Here is an 18,175-nt window from a genome sequence, read left to right on the forward strand (position 1 = left end):
TCCTTGCCCGTCAGACCTCGCGCGTCGTGATGATGTCGCCGCGCTGGGCGTACAGCCACTGCATGATCATGTGGCCGATCACCATCTGCGCGTCCTCGGCGATCTGCATGTCGTCGACCGCGAAATGGATCGGCACGTCGGCCAGCGCCTTGGCCTTGCCGCCGGTGAAGCCGAGTACGGCATAGCTGGTCATGCCGAGCTTCTTGCCCTCTTCGAGCGCCTTCAGGATGTTCGGCGAGTTGCCGGAGCCGGAGAAGGTGATCAGCACGTCGCCCTTGCGTGCGAGCACCGCGAGCTGCAGCGAGAACACCTGGTCATAGCCTTCGTCGTTGGCGAGGCAGGTGATCACCGACGGGTTCGACGACAGCGAGTGCACGCGCAGGCCGGAGCCGGGCGTCTTCGACAGCGCGTAGAGGAAGTCGTTGGCGAGATGGTTGGCGTTGCCGCCGCTGCCGCCATTGCCGCAGAAGAACACCTGGCGGCCGGTCTGCCAGCAGTCGCGCAGATCGTAGGCGAGCTTCTCGACGGGGGACCAGTCGAAATCCTTCAGCACGGTGCTGAAGCGGCTGGTGTAGTCGGCGAACAGGCTGCCGGGGGTCTTGAAGGCCAGGACGTTCATTTCACGACCTCCTTCTCCATCCATTTCAGATTGTACCAGCGGTCCTCGTTCTTGAGCTGGCCTTGCGAGTACATGCCGATGATTTCCTTGATCGCGTCCTCCACCGTCTTCTTCGGGCGGAAGCCGGTCGCCAGCAGGCGATCGGAGTTGACGCGATAGCTGCGCGGATCGTTCGAGGGCGTCACGATGACCTCGGCCGGCACGTGCTTGGTGACCAGATTGGCGATGTCGAGGATCGAGATGTTCTCGAAGCCGGCATTGTAGACACCGGTGTGCTCAGGATGATCGAGCAGGAACAGATAAAGATCGGTGATGTCGTCGATATGAATGTTCGGGCGGGTCTGGTCGCCGCCGAACACCGTGATGCGGCCGTTCATCAGCGCCTGCATCGTCAGCATGTTGACGGAAACGTCGAGCCGCTGGCGCGGGGAGTAGCCGCACACGGTGGCGGGACGCACGATCTGCACCACCATGTCGTCCTTGTAGGACAGCACGATGCGCTCGCCGCACATCTTGGTCTTGTTGTACTCCGAGATCGGCAGCAGCTCGAGATCCTCGGTGACCTGCTCCTCTTCCTTGACGCCGTAGACGCTGCCGGAGGACGCGTAGATGAAGCGCTTGATGCCGTGGCGGTAGGCGCGATCGGCGAGCTGCATCGTGGCGAGGCAGGAGATCTCCCAGGTCAGCTTGGGATCGAGATCACCGCAGGGATCATTGGCGACGCTGGAGAGATGAATGATGGCATCGACGCCGGTGAGGTCGATGGCGTCGGGATTGCGCACGTCGCCCTGGACGACGGTGAGATCCGGATGCGGATCGAGGAAGTTGCCGAACCACATGATGTCGAATGCGACGACCTTGTGGCCGGCCTTCAGGAGCTTCGGCACGAGCACGCTGCCCTTGTAGCCGCACGCTCCGGTCACGAATATCTTCATCTGAGCAATCCCCGTGGCTCGCCTGTCGTGTCGCCGGCTGGCGCGTCGCGCGCACCTTTATACAAATTGGCGGGGGAAGGCGACCAGCCCAGCAGCGAAAATCGCCCGTCAAGCGTCCCCGCCACGGCGCGGTTCGTGATTAAACTCCAAATGGGCCCGGCGCAAGCTTTCCGGGTTACCGATATCCCGATGATAACCGCTGGTTTCCACGCACAAAATGCGTCCCAAATAGTTGGGGATGATTTCGGTGGAGAGATCGACGATCGGCTTTCCCAGCGCGGCGATGTCGGCGATGACGGCGGGATCGAAGACGTAGACCGCGCCATTGGCGAGGTTCCCAGGCGGATTTTTGACCTTCTCGTGGAAGGCGATCACCCTGTGCTGAGCATCCAGCTCGAGAATCCCGCACGAGCTCGGATCGTCGGTCCGGAACGCGAGCATCGTCATGATGCAGCCGTCAGGGCGGTTGCGATGGGCGGCGAGCAGCCCTGCGACGTCGAAATCGGTCAGATTGTCGGCGTGGGCCACGAGGAACGGCTGGTCGCCGAACCAGGTGCGGTTCGCAAGCACGGTGCCGCCGGTCCCGAGCAGTTCATCTTCGTGAACGAGATCGATCCGGTCGCGCCAGCGCGACTGCGCCACGTGCGCGCGGACCTGCTCGGCGAGCCAGTGCGTGTTCAGCAACGCCCGCTCGATGCCGCCTTCGAAGACGAGGTCGAGCCAATAGTCCAGCAGGGGTCGGTCGTGCACACGCACCAGGCATTTCGGCGTCGTATTGGTCAGCGGGCGCAGCCGGCTTCCGATCCCCGCCGCGAGCAGGAGGGCACGCATGTCGACATCCTACTCCTGGCTGAATCCGGTCTCGTCGATTTCCCGCACCAGCTCCGCCGTCGTCAACGGCAGGTTGCCGACGCGGGAAACCTGGAGCGCGGCCGCCAGCGATCCGAGATAGGAGGCCTGCCAGATATCGGCGCCCGCGCGCAGGCCCATCGAGCAGGCCATGAAGAAGCTGTCGCCGGCGCCGGAGACGTCCTTCGGCGACGGATTGAACGCCGGCAGGCGGTCGGAGGTGAAGATGCCCTCGGCCATCGTATTGATCAGCGCGCCCTCAGCGCCGAGCGTGATCACGAGGTTCTTGGTGCGGGCCCGTTCGACCAGGCGCTCGCTGATGACGGCGAGACCGGAAATGAAGTCGTTCAGCGCGACGCGGGCCTCGCGCTCGGTCGGCGTCAGCAGGGTCATGCCCTTGAAGCGCGAGACGTCGCCGGTCTGCGAGGACACCTGGCTGTCGGCCGCCATCATCACGCCCTGGGCGCGGGCGCGATCGGCGATCGCGTCGACCAGATCCTGCGGCAGGCAGCCGTAGTTGAAGCAGGAGAACAGCAGCAGATCGCAGGTCTTCAAGGCGCGCTCGACCGAGGTCAGCATCTGCCGCTGCAGGTCGGCGTCGGAAGCGTGCTGGCGCAGATGGTTGACGCGCAACAGCGTCTTGTTGAGCGCGCGAAAACGCTGCTTGCGCGTGGTCGGCCGGCTCTGGTCGGTGAAGGCGTTGAAGTTCACGCCATGCTGTTCCAGCGTGTTGCGGGCGAACCGCGCCGCTTCATCGTCGCCGACAAGGGTGAAGAACTTCACGTCTGCGCCGAGGCCATGCGCATGGGCCGCAACCGCGCCAGCGCCGCCGACGAAGGTACGGGTCATCAGCGGCGTCACGACGATGGTCGGATCTTCCTGGGACATGCCGACCGCATCGCAAGTGACATATTCGTCGACGATCAGGTCGCCGATAACGGCGACTCGCATGCCGGAGAGCTTGCGGAGCAGGTCCTTCAGATTCCCGATCTCGAAGCCGTGGCGCCTTGGAAATTCCTGCGGCTTGCGGACCGTGGAGATGTCGATGTTGGCGTCGCGTTCCAGCAGCGACAGCGACGCAAAGCGCAATTCACCGGACGAGAAGATCAGCCGTCCGCCATAGGCGTCCACGGCCTCCTGCTCTGGATTGGCGCGATCCTCGAACTCCTTGCCCTTGACGACAACGGTCGGCTTCAGATGCGCGATGAAGTCGGACGCCGACGTTTCCAAGCGCACGACATGGTGCACAAAGGCGATGGAACGCACATTTTCGAGGCGCATGTCCTGCGCCAGGGTCACGCCTGGCGTCGAATCGGGATTGACGCCCACGACCAGCACGTCGGCCTGCTCGGCGGCGAACTTCAAAAGCCGTAAATGTCCGGGGTGCACGACGTTGAAATTGCCGGACACGAACGCAATCGTCTGCCCGGAGTCACAGGAGGCGCGAACCGTCTGACAGGCCAGATCCATCTCACTCATATCGATCACCTGATCCAAGGAATTCGCCTCCGGCTCGATCGGGCTGAGGTCGGACAATCGGCCACCGTGTCATTCGCCGGCCGAGCGACTCCGATGCAAAGCGTCGCTGTCGCCCGGCACATCTGCACCGCGAATCCCGTTCCGATCTGCATCTTTCATGCTCGACATTGATTTCGTTGCGAAAAAAACAAGCGCGGTCCCGCGATCGGAGCGATGGAGGGGCCGGCGGCCGATCATTTCCGGTGGTCTCTTTATCAGGTGTGCGCAGCAGCACAAACAGTCCTGTTAGCTTACGGTTGTGTGGTCGCGTCGGAACGCGGCTTCCGGAGAGCTCATCGTCCTTTCACGGCGATGCTCAGCGCCTGTGCTGGCGAATCAGGCGGAGGATGGATCCGAGGACGCTCCAACGAGAGACGGGCAGCGGCGCGCTGGTGGGCGGGCTCCGCGGAAAAGCCTCGGAGACGCAAGTCTCTCGCAGCATGCCTCAGTGATAGAGATCGAACTGTTCGCCCTGTCCCTTTTCGAGATCGGCTGCCAAGGCGCTGCGGTCGATCCGCGGAAACAGCTTGCTGAACTCGGGCCGGTTCAGCAGGGCGAGGTAGGTCTTGAGCATGCCCCTTTCCGAGGGATGCGCAGGATCGAAGAAGTTGCCGGAATCGCGCGATATCTCGGTGCGGCTCATATCGAAGAACTGGATCCCAAGCTGCGCAAATCTTTCGGCGGTCTGTGGACTCCTGATCTCGCGCCAGAGTCCGGAATAGGGCCAATAGGCCTCATCGGTGTCGAGAAAGGCGCCAGCGCTTTCCAGGAACGGATATTGGATCGCAACCACCGAGAACCCGCGCTCGCGGGAAAGCCTGGACAGTCGTTCGATCTCGCCAAATTCGCGTTCGCTGAGATGAGGGGCGCCCGGAAACGAGGAGGTGACGTATTGAGCGCCGCGCGCCAAGGTTTCGGCCGCTGCATTTCGATAGGGCGGTGCGACCATGACGGAACCATCCTTGCGGAAGCCGAACTTGCCGCGGATTGCCTCCGTGCCGACGAGCCTGTTGTTGTCAACGGGCTCGAGTTGCGGCGTCATCATGGCCGAACGGATCGCATCGAGATCGCCGTGATTCCGCATGACGAAGTCCGCGACGTCGTGCAGCTTCCGCCGATGCGAATCGATGCCTTGGGCGAAGTCCATCGTGCGCTCTTTCCGCCAGACGTCAGCGAGGAAGTCGCCAAACAGGAAGTAGTCCAGCGCCACGACGACCACGCGCGGCTTCGCCACCGTGGTCGCTCGATCGACGAAATCCACAACGTGCGTGAGAGGCCAGGCCGTCAGGCACGCATTGTAGGCCACGTAGGGACGGAACATCTGCTCACGCGCCTGACCGCAGCGCGAGCTTCCCACCAGCAGAACCTCGGGTTGGACCTGTTTGATTCGTTCGAGCTTGTAGGGAGCGTAGTCCTTGAAGGTGCCGAGCCAGACCATCCGTTCGGTGCGCGATTGCTCGGCTGCGAGCACCGAGAGCGGGACGGTCGCGCCCAATCGCCAGCCGACCCATTCGAATACAGCCAGCAGCGGCAGGAAGACGATGGCGAACAGCGCCACTATGATCGCAAGATACCGCGCCAAAGTTCGAGCCCGCCTTGGTGATTGTGCTTCGGGATTAAGCGAGTAATCCGCGTCGTGCTGGAAGTTGATTGCGCCAGAATCAGGCTAATGGCTGGGCGTGACCGCTGCAAGCGGATGATGCGCCGCCGGCACGCCGCCCGCCCGGACAGCCTCGGCGAGAACATATCCGCCTGTCGGTGGGGAGGGTCCGAGGCCCGTCGCTTGCCATCTGCTGCGCATTCAGAATTGGAAGTAGAGGAACTGGGAGGTGTCTCCGGCAATGATGTTCATCAGAACCGCCGCCACGAGCGCAATCGAAGTTCCGATGGCCCACGGCAGGGACGGCCGCCACTTCAGGTTCAGAATGCTCCAGGGACGAGGGTTGTGGTAGGTTTCCAGCCCGACTTTCCAGCGCTCGAACATCGTGTTCACGTTGGGCAGCGTGAAACAGGCGACATAGCCTGCCAGGATCGCGATCATGAGGCGCGGATCGACGAGGTTCGTTGCCGTGATCTTCTCCGGGTTGGACAGGGCGAGCATTCCCTTGATGAGCCTGACCGCGGCATTCGGATTGTCGGCCCGGAAGAAAACCCATGCCAGAACCACGACGAACTGTGTCAACAATAGCGCCGCCACCGTATACCAGGCGGTCGCCGACAGGCGGGTGAGGCCCGGTCGCTGCGCGACGAATTTGCTCCAGCGATGATTGACGATCAGAAACAGCCCGTGCAGCGCGCCCCAGATGATGAAGGTGAAACCCGCGCCATGCCAGAGACCGCCGAGCAGCATGGTGGCGAAGAGGTTGGCGTTTCTCCGGTGCTCGCCGTAGCGGTTGCCGCCAAGCGGGATGTAGAGATAGTCGCGCAGGAAGCGCGACAGTGAGATATGCCAACGGCGCCAGAATTCGACGATGCTCAGCGACTTGTAGGGGGAATCGAAGTTGAAAGGCAGCCGGATCCCGAACATGATCGAAATGCCGATCGCCATGTCGGAGTAGCCCGAGAAATCGAAATAGATCTGCAGCGAGTAGGCGAGCGCGCCGCCCCAGGCGTCCATCAGGTGAAGGTGGCTCGAATTGGCGGCCTGGAACACGGGATTCGCGATCAGGCCGAACCCGTCCGCGATGAACGACTTCTTGAAAAGTCCAATGGTCAGAATCGTGAGGCCGACCGCGACCTTCTCGATGGAAATCCGTCGGCTCTCCTCCGAGCCGAATTGCGGCATCATCTCGCGGTGATGCAGGATCGGACCCGCGACCAGATGCGGGAAATACGTGACGAACAGGCCGTATTTCACAAAGCTTCGTTCATCGGAATACCCGCCATAGACGTCGGCGAGGTAGGCGATCTGAGTGAAGGTGAAGAACGAAATGCCGAGCGGGAGAACGATCGCGAGCGAGGGGTGCTTCGACGCGGTGATCGCATTGAGGATCTGGATGCCGAAATTCGTATATTTGTAGAACGCGAGCGCGGCCAGGTTGAGCGTGACGGCAGCTGAAAACAGGCCGGTGCGGAGCTTGCCGGTCTGTCCGGCAATCAGCAGACCCATCGTATAATTGAAGACGATGGAGATTATGATGATCGGGACGAAGTGAATGTCCCAATAGCTGTAGAAGGTGAGCGACGCCGCGCCGAGCCAGCTGAGGCGCACGACGGGAGCGGCGAAAAAGCGAGCCAGCAGAAAATAGCCGACCAGGGTCACCGGCAGGAACAGGAACAGAAACTCAAACTGCGTGAAGAGCATAACAAGTTTCTTGATGTTGCTGCATATTGCGCTGCTTTATCAATGATTGAGGGCGCTGCCAAGTTGGGCGCACCTCTCGCGATGCGAATTTCGGGGGATGTCGCTCCCTGACGACAGCGACGTGGGACCAGCCTCTCGACTGGGGCGGACACTTTTCGATCAATGATTCTTCTGCTATGGCAGCTCAACTCGACCAACGACGCCAATCCAATGATGCCATGATGGGGTTTCGCGCAATCACTCTAGCCGATGACCGCCGCGGCCAAGAAACCCCTCGATGGACCATGCCGATGACATCTCGATAGGTCTGCGCTCTCGCGCGCAAAGCAAGCTGGGGAGGAGTGGAAAGCCCTCTGTTCCACCGGCTGACGTCGTGTCTAGACTCTCGTTGTCGGAGCCGAAGCAGCTGCCACGACACCCACCGAGACAACCTATCGAGCGGGAATTGCGTCATGTCGACAGTCGGCCGGTCTGCACCGGAAAAGTCAGCTGAACCGGGCGGATTCGGGCGCTATCTCATCGCAGTCGGAATTGTCGGCGTGGCGGCCGCGCTCGCGTTTTCGCTCGGTCTGTCGCTCTTTTCGTCGGACGTGTGGACGTTGCGTGATGGGCTGCTGCAGATTCCACGGGAAGTCGACACCAACTGGTATCGTGATTTCGGCGGCCGCAGCATTCCGCAGATCCAGGACCAGGATATCTTCTACAGCAATCTGGGAGGATCGGTCGAAGCCGCAAAGCAGGCCGATCTCGTCTTTCTCGGCCCGTCCTTCGTCAGCTATGCGGTAGACCGGCAGACGCTCGCGCAATCACCGGTGCTCGGTCGATTGGGGATCTACAACATGGCCTTCGTGGGCATTCGCGGCGGGGAGTTCTCGCGGCTCGTGATCCAGCGCTGGAAAATCCGTCCGCGTCTGTGGGTCATCAATGCCGACGATCAGTTCGTGCACTTTTTCAGCAACGATCTCAGCGTCACTCTTGGTCCGCAGAAGCAGCCCATCGCCGCCGTCCAGCGCAACCGAATGCGGGGGTACCTGACGGTGGTGGGCCGCAATCTGCACTGGCGCATCGAGGACCTCGTTGCGGCCTATCAGAACGGCCATTTTTCGCCCACCGGCCTCTATCGCAACATCACGGACGGCGACATGGGGTTGGATGCCAATCCGGGCTATGTCGCCGCGGGCAACAAGCCGATGCTATCGGCCCGTGATCCGGACTGTCATACGACCCCCGCGATTGTCGACTATGCGAAGAGATTTCTCCACGAGGTGGGCGGAGAGGTCGTGCTCACACTGGTCCCGCACAGCCAGTCCTGCGTCCAGCAGGCGGCAGAGCTGGCGAAGGAATTGAACATCGAACTGATCGCGCCGCCATTCGATGACCTGACGACGATCGACGGCGGCGGCCATTTGGACAGGCACGGCGCGCAAGTCTTTACGAGCTATCTCGCTCGCGAGATCGTCAAGACGGCGGCTTTCAAACGGGCATTTCCAGTCGGAACTGGCGACGGCAAATGATGCCGATGTTGCTGAATTCCAGCCAAGGAGCCGCCGGCTCCACGCGGGTTCGTCCGACACGCTTCGTCCGAGCCATCGAGGACCCTCGCTCAAGGTGGGGCTCCCCGAGACTAATCGCCACCGGGGCTTAGAATTCTGAATTCCCATTTCGTCCAGTTTTGCTTGCGTTCATCCCCATGTTCGGCTTGGAAAATTCCCGGCACCTCTGTTATAGCTGCGATCCAATCGGCTCAATCCTTGGTTGGCATTTGCGGCGGCGATGTCTGCACGGGGAATTCTCGCATTGGACCCGGCGAGCGTACTGTCCTCATCCCGAGACGTGATCCTTGGCGCGCAGGCGACTTGAACGGCCGGTCGTCCAGGCTCCGCCTTGATCCGAACGCGCGGAATCCGGGATTTCAAGGTTGTGTGGAACTTGGTCGTATGAAACTGCAAAAGCAAAGGCCGATGCGCGGCGGCCGCCGACGGATTGTCTACCAGGTCTTCGTCATAGTCGGAGCGACCCTCAACCTGCTGCCGCGACGCGCGGTGTTCCTTGGTCTGGTCATCGCTTTCGCCGCGAGACTTCCACTCCGGCGGCGCCTGGCTCAGGCGTATTTTCCCTATGTGACGTCGCATCTTGCAGCTCGGCCGGAGTTTCGTTTTTCGACGGCTCTCAGCCGATATTTCCCCGGCCCTTCGATTCAAGCCCTGAGCAGCATCGGCGCCTATCGCGAGGCGGCCGGGACTGTCGGCCGCGAAACCTTGGCGTTCGATGATGCGGAGACCAGATACGCGCTGGTTCGATCCTTGTTCGAGCTGGGCGAGTTTTCGGAAGCGCGCGATGCCGCGGCGGGAGCGAAGCCCGAACAGCTCGAAGCGATGGTCGATCTCGCCTTCTACAAGGCCATGGTCGACGTGATCGGAGGGGATGACGCGGCGGCGCTCGACGCCATGTTCTGGGCGTGTCGGAGCAGCCTGCATTTTCTCCGTCCCCACCAGAACATCGCGGCTCGGAATTCACCGTATTATGTCCCGAACAGCCTCGACTTCCTCTGCGGCGCTCGAGGCCGGCTGTTCGACCTGTGCAACTTCACGGGCCAGCGTGTGATGCATGTCGGTCGCGGCGAGACTGCAATTCGGTTGTACGAGCGCGCCTTGGATGCGCAGCAGGAACTGCGGGCATCGCCGCCACCCCTTTCTGATGAGTTGAAGCGTCTGCTCGACCGGCTCGGCGTCACCTTCGATACGTTGCGGCTCGTTCCTGAGGAATGGGCGACGCAGATCGGCCATCTGGGCATGCTCGACATTCTGTTTCGGATGCGAGCGCTGGGCTGGTGGTCAGGCGAAGCCGTGATCGTCGTCCGTCCCGATAGCATCGCCAACGCGGTCTTCTTCAAGCTGTTTGAAAGTTTCGGCAAGGTCGTGGTGATCGGCGAAACGGTATCGGAGCGACTGGGTGAGGAACTGCTGTCCTTGCAGCGATGGTGCGGGTTGAACTTCAACGCCTTCAGGCTGCCGGATGGGCGGGTCGTTCCCTGGCAAGATGCGGGTGCGATCGCCATCGAGCAATGGGAGCGCGAAGGAAGAGGGCATCCGTTGCGTGATGCCTACGATCGGAGCGAGGCGGCAGCGGCAACGGCTCGCTTCGACGCGTTCCGTTCCAGGTACGGCATGAAGCCCGACGACTGGTATGTGTGCCTGCACACCCGGGACGCGGCGCATTATTTCGAGTTCATGGGCACAGGGCAGACCCATCGCAACGCGCCGATCGAAACGTCGTTGGACGCCATTCGCCTGATCACCGCCCGTGGCGGATGGGTCATCAAGCTCGGTGGTCCGAACTCGCCGAGGCTTCCGCCGATGGCGCGCACGATCGATTACGCGCTCGGCGAATTCAGATCGGAGCCGATGGACATCCACCTGATCCGCCACGCCCACGCCTTCATCGGGACGACGTCCGGGTTGACGAATGTCGCTGTCAGTTTCGGCATTCCCTGTGCGATCGTGAATGCGATCACGACCGACGCCCAGCTGTGGAACAGCAACGTCCGTTTTGCCCTCAAGCCCGTCAGACTGGCAGACGGTACCGTACTGACGCAGCACCAACTGACAACGTCGCCCTGGCGTTGGCGCGTGTTCGACGCGGCCGTGCTGGGCCGGAGCGGTGCGCATCCGGAGACCAACTCGGCGGACGACATCCGCCACACGGCGGACGAGGTCCTGGCCGTCGCCGACGGTCGGTTGGCCGAATTCGAAGCTGGTCACGATGGCGCGCGGCTGTTGTCGCGCTGGAGGCGCGCGCTGGAGCTGCCCTATTACTACGGCACCAGCCGTCCGAGCCTCGGTTTCCTGGCCAATCATGAGACGGAGTTGCTGCACGACACCGGTGAGGGTCACTGAGCCATGCAGAGGGGGAACGAAGCGGCGGAGATGACACCATGTGCGGCATAGCCGGCCTGTTTCGCCCCGGCGGAGCCGACGAGGCCCAACTGGCCGGGATCGTCGAACGGATGACGGCGGCGCTGGCGCATCGCGGCCCCGATGCGTCCGGCAGTTGGATCAGTGCTGCGAGGGGAGTTGCCTTCGGACATCGCCGTCTGGCGATCCTCGATCTCTCCGAGGCCGGGGCGCAGCCAATGCACGGTGCCTGCGGACGCTACACCGTCACCTTCAACGGCGAGATCTACAACCATCTCGATGTCCGTGCCGAGCTGGAGGCCGCCGGCGCCGCACCGAATTGGCGCGGTCATTCCGACACCGAAACGCTGCTCGCCGCGATCAGCCGATGGGGCGTTGAGCCGGCGCTTCAGCGCCTGATCGGCATGTTCGTCGTCGGGCTCTGGGACGCCGAGACTCGGCAATTGATCCTGGCGCGCGACCGCTTCGGCGAGAAGCCGCTGTTCTACGGCTGGAGCGGCGCCGATCTGGTGTTCGGCTCCGAGCTCAAGGCGCTGGCGGCGCATCCGTCCTGGGCGCCGTCGCTCGACCGCGCGGCGCTCACGGCGTTCATGCGCTATTCCTACGTGCCTGCGCCCGCCACGATCTGGACCGGCATCCGCAAGCTGCCCCCGGCGTCGTTCGTGCGCTTCTCCGCGGATGTGGCTCCCGACAGTTGGCCCGCGCCGCAACCCTATTGGTCGCTGCGCGATCGCGTTGTCGCCGCCCAGGGCGATCGCATTGCCGACGAGCGCGAGGCCGTCGATCGGCTGGAGCAGTTGCTGTCGGTCGCCGTGAAGCGGCAGTGCCTGTCGGACGTGCCGCTCGGCGCGTTCCTGTCCGGTGGCGTCGATTCATCGACCATCGTGGCCTTGATGCAGGCGCAGTCGGGCCAGCCGGTCCGCACCTTCAGCATCGGTTTTGCCGAGGGCGGCTACAACGAGGCCCAGGATGCCCGCAGGGTCGCCCTGCATCTCGGTACCGATCATACCGAGCTGTATGTCGATGCGCGGACCGCGATGGACGTGGTACCGAAGCTGCCGCGGATCTATGACGAGCCGTTCGCCGACTCCTCGCAGATCCCGACGCATCTGGTCGCTCAGCTCGCGCGCCGGCACGTGACCGTCGCATTGTCAGGTGACGCGGGCGACGAGCTGTTCGGCGGCTACAACAGGCATGTCTGGGGCGGCACGCTGCAGGCGCGCCTGGGCCGTGTGCCGATGCCGCTGCGGCGCGCGATCGGTGTCGTGCTCGGCGCGATTGCTCCGGAGCCGGCCGATACGGTCCTCAGGGCGCTGCAGCCGCTGTTGCCGGCTCGACTGAAGGTTCGGCATGCCGGTGATCAGGTCGCCAAGCTCGGCCGCGTCATTGCCGCCGACGGCTTTGATGGCCTCTACCGGGCGCTGTGCTCGGTCGATCAGGATCCGGCCGGGACGGTGGTGGGCGGCACGGAGCGGGAGAGTTGGGCGGGGAACGAGATGCGGCAGCTTGCGGCGAAGCTCGATCCGCTCGACCGCATGACCCTGGCGGACTCCCTCAGCTATCTCAGCGACGACATCCTGCAGAAGGTCGATCGCGCGGCGATGGCCGTGGCGCTGGAGACGCGCGTGCCGTTTCTCGACAAGGACGTCGTCGAGTTCTCGGCCAACGTGCCTTCCGGCATGAAGGTGCGGGACGGCCGCGGCAAATGGCTGCTGCGGCAGGTGCTGTATCGCCACGTGCCGGCGGAGATGATCGATCGGCCGAAGACCGGCTTCAGCATTCCGCTCGACGCGTGGCTGCGTGGGCCGTTGAAATCCTGGGCATCGGACCTGCTGTCGCCGGAGCGGCTGAGGCGGCAGGGTCTGTTCGATCCGGTGCGGGTGACGCGCATGTTCGACGAGCACGTCAGCCGCAGCCACAATCATTCCTATTGGCTTTGGAACGTGCTGATGGCGCAGGCCTGGCACGACGAATGGGCGCGCGCCGCTTAGAGCATGATCCGGAAAAGTGGAAACCGGTTTTCCGAAAAGATCATGCTCAAACAAAGAGATGAGATCATGATGCGATTCCGTGGAATCGCATCATGATCCAGGTCAGTCTTCGACCGTAGCGGGAACCGCGAGGCGGCCGGCGCCCTTTTCGGCGCTGAGGATCCACACCAGCCCACCCATGCCGCCGACGATGAAGTAGACCGCGCCGAACAGGATCGAGACGACGGTGCCGTCGGCCGGCGCCAGGCCGGCATAGCCGAACGCGACCATCATCGTCGCCTCGCGCACGCCCCAGCCTGCGATCGAGATCGGCAGCATCGTGATCAGCATGATCGGCGGGGTCAGAACGAACAGTTGTTCGAACGCGGCGGGCGCCGCGATGGAGCGCACGGCGCACCAGGCGATGACGACCGCCAGCACATGGATCGACAGCGACAGCACGGCGATCTTCGCAGCGGTGCCTGGGCCGAAGATCACCTTGTTCGCGATCACCGAGCAGGCATAGACGTGCCGCGTCGGCCACCACGCCTTCATCCATTTGGCCGGCAGATAGCCGATGGTGAGGAAGCCGACGCCGGCGGCCAGCGCCGCCGCGTCGACCAGCACCAGGGCCAGCCGCCCGTGCTCGTCGGCGATCATGCCATAGCTCCACGGCAGGCTCGCGACGATGATCAGTGCCAGCGCAATGAAGCCGACGGCGCGGTCGGTCAGGATCGAGTAGCTGGCTGCGCGCCAGCCGGCGCCGGTGCGCCCGATCAGCCACAGACGCACGGCGTCGCCGCCGATCGAGGACGGCAGGGTCTGATTGAAGAAGGCGCCGATCATGTTGTAGCGGAACGCCTGCATGTCCGTCAGCGGCGCGCCGCACAGCGCCGAGATCTCGCGCCACCGCAGGGCACCGATGAAGATCTGCACCAGCGTGATGGCCACCGCCAGTCCGATCCAGCCGATGTTGATCTGGCTGAGCCGCTCACGGATCGCCGCAAAGTTGATCCCGCGCAGAGCGAGATACAGCAGAGCCAGCGACACCACGATCCGGAGGAGAAGAATCAAAAACGCACGCATGCCAGGCTGGCTTCGCTCTTGGTTGAAACGCTCCAAGCCGAGTGCGATACGCGCAACTCCCGTCCTGGCAAGGCTGGACCCCGGGTCCAGGGAGAGCCGTAGCCGCCCCTTGCGGTCCTGATGCCCCGGTGGCTAAACAGTCGCAGGGGTGGCGTCAATGGCCTCCGAAACGACCGGAATATCAATTTATGTCTCATGGCCGGAAGATTGCGGTGATAGGCCTTGGCTATGTCGGCCTGCCGGTCGCGGCTGCGTTCGCGCGGGCAGGCTGCCCGGCGATCGGGTTCGATATCGATGCGGTCCGGGTCGCGGATCTGAAGGACGCAAGGGACCGGACCTGCGAGGTCGATGCGGCCGATCTGCGCCGGCCGGGCCTGCGCTTCACCAGCGAGCCGGATGATATCGCGACTGCCGATTTTTTCATCGTCACCGTTCCGACCCCGATCGACAACGCAAGGCGGCCCGATCTCGGCGCCATGCTGGCCGCGACGCGCACGGTGGGAGCCGTTCTGAAGCGCGGCGACATCGTCGTCTACGAGTCGACCGTATACCCGGGCGCCGTCGAGGAAGACTGCGTCCCGCTGCTGGAGAGCAGCTCGGGGCTGAAGGCGGGGACGGATTTCAACGTCGGCTATTCGCCGGAGCGCATCAATCCCGGTGACAAGACGCATCGCTTCGAGACCATCACCAAGGTGGTCTCGGCACAGAATCCGCAGACGCTCGCGATCGTCGCCGCCGTCTACGGCTCGGTCGTCACCGCTGGCATCCATCGCGCGCCCTCGATCAAGGTCGCCGAGGCGGCCAAGGTGATCGAGAACACCCAGCGCGACCTCAACATCGCGTTCATGAACGAGCTGTCGCTGATCTTCCAGGCACTGGAGATCGATACCGGTGACGTGCTCGCCGCCGCCGCCACCAAGTGGAACTTCCTGCCGTTCACGCCCGGCCTCGTCGGCGGTCACTGCATCGGCGTCGATCCCTACTACCTCACCTACCGCGCCGAGAAGGCGGGCTATCATCCCGAGGTCATTCTGGCGGGCCGCCGCATCAACGACGAGATGGGCCGGCGCATCGCGCGCGAATGCATCCGCGGCTTGCTGCGGCGGAAGGGCCGGGGTGGCCTCGTCACCATTCTCGGCATGACGTTCAAGGAGAACGTGCCGGACATCCGCAATTCGCGCGTGATCGACATCATCAGCGAATTGCAGTCGTTCGGCGTCGAGGTGCAGGTCGCCGATCCACTGGCCGATGCTGCGGCCGTGCATGAGGAGTACGGCATCGGCCTGACGGCGATCGAGGCGCTGCGTCCGGCCGACGCGGTCGTGCTGGCCGTGTCGCACGATCGATATCTCGCCGGAGGCTGGCCTCTCGTACAGGGCCTGCTGCGCGAGGAGAGCGGCCTCGTGCTCGACGTGAAGATGAAGCTCGACCGCGCGAGCAAACCCGCCGCCATCGAACTGTGGCGACCCTGACGGAGCGACCATGGCTGATCATCCCATCCTCGTGACCGGCGCCGCCGGGTTCATCGGATTTCACCTGTCGCAGCGGTTGCTCGCCGACGGACGCCAGGTGATCGGCATCGACAACGTCAACGCCTACTACGATCCGAAGCTGAAGGAAGCGCGTCTCGACATTCTCAAGAGGCAGCCCGGCTTCACCTTCCACAAGCTCGATCTGGTCGACCGCGCCGGCATCAAGGCGTTGTTCGCTCAGCATCGCTTTCCAGCCGTGGTGCATCTCGCCGCCCAGGCCGGCGTGCGCTACTCGCTGGAAAATCCGCACGCCTATGTCGACGCCAATCTCGAAGGCTTCATCAACGTCCTCGAAGGCTGCCGCCATCATGGCTGCGAGCATCTGCTGTTCGCCTCGTCCTCATCGGTCTATGGCGCCAACACCAAGCTGCCGTTCTCGGTCAGGGACAATGTTGATCATCCGATCAGCCTCTATGCGGCGAGCAAGAAGGCCAACGAGCTGATGGCGCATTCCTACAGCCATCTGTACCGGCTGCCGGCGACCGGTCTGCGCTTCTTCACGGTCTACGGTCCCTGGGGCCGGCCCGACATGGCCATGTTCATCTTCGCCAAGGCCATCCTCGCCGGACAGCCGGTCAAGCTGTTCAATCATGGCCGCATGCGGCGTGATTTTACCTATGTCGACGACATCGTGCAGGCCATCGTCCGCCTGCTCGGCCGGCCGCCACAGGGAAACCCGGATTGGGACGGAAACAGGCCCGATCCGTCGAGCAGCCGGGCGCCATGGCGGATTTACAATATCGGCAACAATCATCCCGAACAGCTGATGGACGTGATAACGCTGCTGGAGAAGGAGTTCGGGCGGCCAGCCATCAGGGAGATGCTGCCGATGCAGCCCGGCGACGTCGAGGCGACCTACGCGGATGTCAGCGACCTCGAGCGCGACATCGGCTTCCGGCCGGCGACCTCGATCGCCGACGGCATTGGGCGTTTTGCAAAATGGTACCGCGCGTATCACGGGATTTGACGGATTGATTTCATGACCGGACGCATCATTCCTCTCATCATGTGCGGTGGCGCCGGAACCCGGCTGTGGCCGGCCTCGCGCGAGGTCAGGCCGAAGCAGTTCCTGCCGCTGTTCGGCGCCCGTTCCACCTTCCAGGATACGCTGCTGCGCGTCTCCGATGCCGATCTGTTCGAGCGGCCGATCATCATCACCAACTTGGCCTATCGCTTCATGGTGCTGGAGCAACTGGCCGAGATCGGCATCGAGGCCGACGTCCTGCTGGAGCCGATGCGACGCGATTCAGGCCCGGCGATCGCCGCCGGAGCCGCCTTTGCCCAGTCGCGCCATCAGGATGCTGTCGTGCTGGCGCTCGCGGCCGATCACGTCGTTCGTGACACCCCCGCTTTTCTCGCGGCGTGCCGCCAGGGGCTCGCTGCCGCCGAGGCCGGCCGCATCGTCACCTTCGGCGTCAATCCGGAGCGCGCGGCCACAGAATACGGCTACATCAGTCCTGGCGCGCCGGTATCCGGGGAGGTGCGGGCGGTCGCGAAATTCGTCGAGAAGCCGGACCAGCCGACCGCGGAGCGCTACATTCGCGAGGGCTATCTCTGGAACAGCGGCAACTTCATGTTCCGCGCGTCGGTCCTGCTCGACGAATACCGCAAGTTCGATGCCGACAGCGTGCAGACGGTCACCAACTCCGTTGCCAAGGCCGGCCGCGACCTCAGCTTCATCATCCTCGACTCCGACGCCTTCGCCGCGGCCAAGCCGATCTCGATCGACTATGCCGTGATGGAGAAGACCGAGCGTGCGGCCGTGGCCCCGGTGTCGTGCGGCTGGTCCGACGTCGGCTCCTGGCATGCGGTCTGGGAATTGTCCGACAAGGACGGGCAGGGCAACGCCGCGCGCGGCACCGCCGTGTTCGAGGATTCCCGCAATTGCAACGTCGTCACCGACAAGGCGCTGGTCGCGCTCGAAGGCGTCGACGATCTCGTCGTGGTGGCGGCGCAGGATGCCGTGCTGGTGTCGCGCCAGCGCGATGCCAACGGCTTGAAGCGGCTGGTCGCCAAGCTCAAGACCGTCGCGCCGGAGGTCACCGAGGCGCACATCAAGGTGCACCGGCCCTGGGGCAGCTATCAGTCGGTCGACAATGGCGAGCGCCACCAGGTCAAGCGCATCATCGTCAAGCCCGGCCAGCGGCTGTCGCTGCAGAAGCACTATCACCGGTCCGAGCACTGGATCGTGGTGCGCGGCGCGGCGCGGGTCACGGTGAACGAGACCGTTCAGACCGTGCATGAGAACGAATCGATCTACATCCCGATGGGCGCGGTGCACCGGCTGGAGAACCCGGGCAAGATCCTCTTGGAGCTGATCGAGGTCCAGACCGGGTCCTATCTCGGCGAGGACGACATCATCCGCATCGAGGACGATTACCGCCGCGAGTAGGGCGGGGTCTCGCCGCGAATCACGCGAGCCGTGCTAGACAGCCCCGGAGTCGTCCG

13 protein-coding genes are annotated in these 18,175 nt (G+C 63.5%); 6 read left to right on the forward strand and 7 right to left on the reverse strand.

The window, feature by feature from the left end:
* Window positions 1–10: 10 nt before the first annotated feature.
* From ACQR1H_RS27740 to ACQR1H_RS27765, 6 genes are all read right to left on the reverse strand, one after another.
* On the reverse strand, window positions 11–619 hold the full coding sequence (locus ACQR1H_RS27740; RefSeq protein ID WP_316183390.1) for an SIS domain-containing protein: 609 nt from the start codon (window positions 617–619) through the stop codon (window positions 11–13).
* Window positions 616–1,554, reverse strand: coding sequence for an NAD-dependent epimerase/dehydratase family protein (locus ACQR1H_RS27745; RefSeq protein ID WP_257170486.1), 939 nt, complete (start codon window positions 1,552–1,554; stop codon window positions 616–618). The genes ACQR1H_RS27740 and ACQR1H_RS27745 overlap by 4 nt, the downstream gene beginning before the upstream one ends.
* Before the next feature lie 108 nt (window positions 1,555–1,662).
* Window positions 1,663–2,385: a nucleotidyltransferase family protein gene (locus ACQR1H_RS27750; protein ID WP_316238878.1), complete on the reverse strand. Its 723-nt coding sequence runs from the start codon at window positions 2,383–2,385 to the stop codon at window positions 1,663–1,665.
* A gap of 9 nt (window positions 2,386–2,394) precedes the next feature.
* Window positions 2,395–3,882 (reverse strand): PfkB family carbohydrate kinase, encoded by a 1,488-nt coding sequence (locus ACQR1H_RS27755; RefSeq protein WP_410051472.1) that lies wholly within the window; start codon window positions 3,880–3,882, stop codon window positions 2,395–2,397.
* Window positions 3,883–4,366: 484 nt separating this feature from the next.
* Window positions 4,367–5,503 carry a hypothetical protein gene (locus ACQR1H_RS27760; protein WP_434883409.1) on the reverse strand — a complete coding sequence of 379 codons (1,137 nt, stop codon included), beginning with the start codon at window positions 5,501–5,503 and terminating at the stop codon, window positions 4,367–4,369.
* A gap of 219 nt (window positions 5,504–5,722) precedes the next feature.
* Window positions 5,723–7,225: an MBOAT family O-acyltransferase gene (locus ACQR1H_RS27765; RefSeq protein ID WP_434908486.1), complete on the reverse strand. Its 1,503-nt coding sequence runs from the start codon at window positions 7,223–7,225 to the stop codon at window positions 5,723–5,725.
* A gap of 452 nt (window positions 7,226–7,677) precedes the next feature.
* On the opposite strand from ACQR1H_RS27765, the gene ACQR1H_RS27770 reads away from it, so the two are divergent.
* The 3 genes from ACQR1H_RS27770 (at window position 7,678) to asnB (ending at window position 13,130) form a co-directional block, all read left to right on the forward strand.
* Window positions 7,678–8,739, forward strand: coding sequence for a hypothetical protein (locus ACQR1H_RS27770; RefSeq protein ID WP_434908487.1), 1,062 nt, complete (start codon window positions 7,678–7,680; stop codon window positions 8,737–8,739).
* Between the two features lie 423 nt (window positions 8,740–9,162).
* Complete coding sequence (locus ACQR1H_RS27775) at window positions 9,163–11,121, forward strand: TIGR04372 family glycosyltransferase (RefSeq protein ID WP_434908488.1); 1,959 nt, start codon at window positions 9,163–9,165, stop codon at window positions 11,119–11,121.
* Window positions 11,122–11,159: 38 nt separating this feature from the next.
* Entirely contained in the window at window positions 11,160–13,130 is a 1,971-nt protein-coding gene (asnB, locus tag ACQR1H_RS27780) for an asparagine synthase (glutamine-hydrolyzing) (RefSeq protein ID WP_434908489.1), read from the forward strand.
* Window positions 13,131–13,232: 102 nt separating this feature from the next.
* Here asnB and ACQR1H_RS27785 read toward each other — a convergent pair whose 3' ends face one another.
* Window positions 13,233–14,195, reverse strand: coding sequence for a lysylphosphatidylglycerol synthase transmembrane domain-containing protein (locus tag ACQR1H_RS27785; RefSeq protein ID WP_434908490.1), 963 nt, complete (start codon window positions 14,193–14,195; stop codon window positions 13,233–13,235).
* Between the two features lie 188 nt (window positions 14,196–14,383).
* Here ACQR1H_RS27785 and ACQR1H_RS27790 point away from each other — a divergent pair, with 188 nt between their 5' ends.
* Genes ACQR1H_RS27790 through ACQR1H_RS27800 form a run of 3 tightly spaced genes read left to right on the forward strand, consistent with a single transcriptional unit; the run spans window position 14,384 to window position 18,119 of the window.
* Window positions 14,384–15,667 carry a nucleotide sugar dehydrogenase gene (locus ACQR1H_RS27790; RefSeq protein ID WP_434891981.1) on the forward strand — a complete coding sequence of 428 codons (1,284 nt, stop codon included), beginning with the start codon at window positions 14,384–14,386 and terminating at the stop codon, window positions 15,665–15,667.
* A gap of 10 nt (window positions 15,668–15,677) precedes the next feature.
* A complete protein-coding gene (locus ACQR1H_RS27795) occupies window positions 15,678–16,694 on the forward strand; it encodes an NAD-dependent epimerase (RefSeq protein ID WP_434908491.1) in 1,017 nt (338 codons plus the stop codon).
* Between the two features lie 12 nt (window positions 16,695–16,706).
* On the forward strand, window positions 16,707–18,119 hold the full coding sequence (locus ACQR1H_RS27800) for a mannose-1-phosphate guanylyltransferase/mannose-6-phosphate isomerase (RefSeq protein ID WP_316218705.1): 1,413 nt from the start codon (window positions 16,707–16,709) through the stop codon (window positions 18,117–18,119).
* Window positions 18,120–18,175 lie beyond the last annotated feature (56 nt).

The sequence above is a fragment of the Bradyrhizobium sp. HKCCYLRH2015 genome, from assembly GCF_051168215.1.
Lineage (GTDB): Bacteria > Pseudomonadota > Alphaproteobacteria > Rhizobiales > Xanthobacteraceae > Bradyrhizobium.

Coding starts and splice junctions, on each gene's coding strand:
- ACQR1H_RS27790 (WP_434891981.1), top strand. CDS start 14,384: ATGTCTCATGGCCGGAAGATTGCGGTGATAGGCCTTGGCTATGTCGGC.
- ACQR1H_RS27740 (WP_316183390.1), bottom strand. CDS start 619: ATGAACGTCCTGGCCTTCAAGACCCCCGGCAGCCTGTTCGCCGACTAC.
- ACQR1H_RS27775 (WP_434908488.1), top strand. CDS start 9,163: ATGAAACTGCAAAAGCAAAGGCCGATGCGCGGCGGCCGCCGACGGATT.
- ACQR1H_RS27770 (WP_434908487.1), top strand. CDS start 7,678: ATGTCGACAGTCGGCCGGTCTGCACCGGAAAAGTCAGCTGAACCGGGC.
- ACQR1H_RS27795 (WP_434908491.1), top strand. CDS start 15,678: ATGGCTGATCATCCCATCCTCGTGACCGGCGCCGCCGGGTTCATCGGA.
- ACQR1H_RS27745 (WP_257170486.1), bottom strand. CDS start 1,554: ATGAAGATATTCGTGACCGGAGCGTGCGGCTACAAGGGCAGCGTGCTC.
- ACQR1H_RS27750 (WP_316238878.1), bottom strand. CDS start 2,385: ATGCGTGCCCTCCTGCTCGCGGCGGGGATCGGAAGCCGGCTGCGCCCG.
- ACQR1H_RS27755 (WP_410051472.1), bottom strand. CDS start 3,882: ATGAGTGAGATGGATCTGGCCTGTCAGACGGTTCGCGCCTCCTGTGAC.
- ACQR1H_RS27765 (WP_434908486.1), bottom strand. CDS start 7,225: ATGCTCTTCACGCAGTTTGAGTTTCTGTTCCTGTTCCTGCCGGTGACC.
- ACQR1H_RS27785 (WP_434908490.1), bottom strand. CDS start 14,195: ATGCGTGCGTTTTTGATTCTTCTCCTCCGGATCGTGGTGTCGCTGGCT.
- asnB (WP_434908489.1), top strand. CDS start 11,160: ATGTGCGGCATAGCCGGCCTGTTTCGCCCCGGCGGAGCCGACGAGGCC.
- ACQR1H_RS27800 (WP_316218705.1), top strand. CDS start 16,707: ATGACCGGACGCATCATTCCTCTCATCATGTGCGGTGGCGCCGGAACC.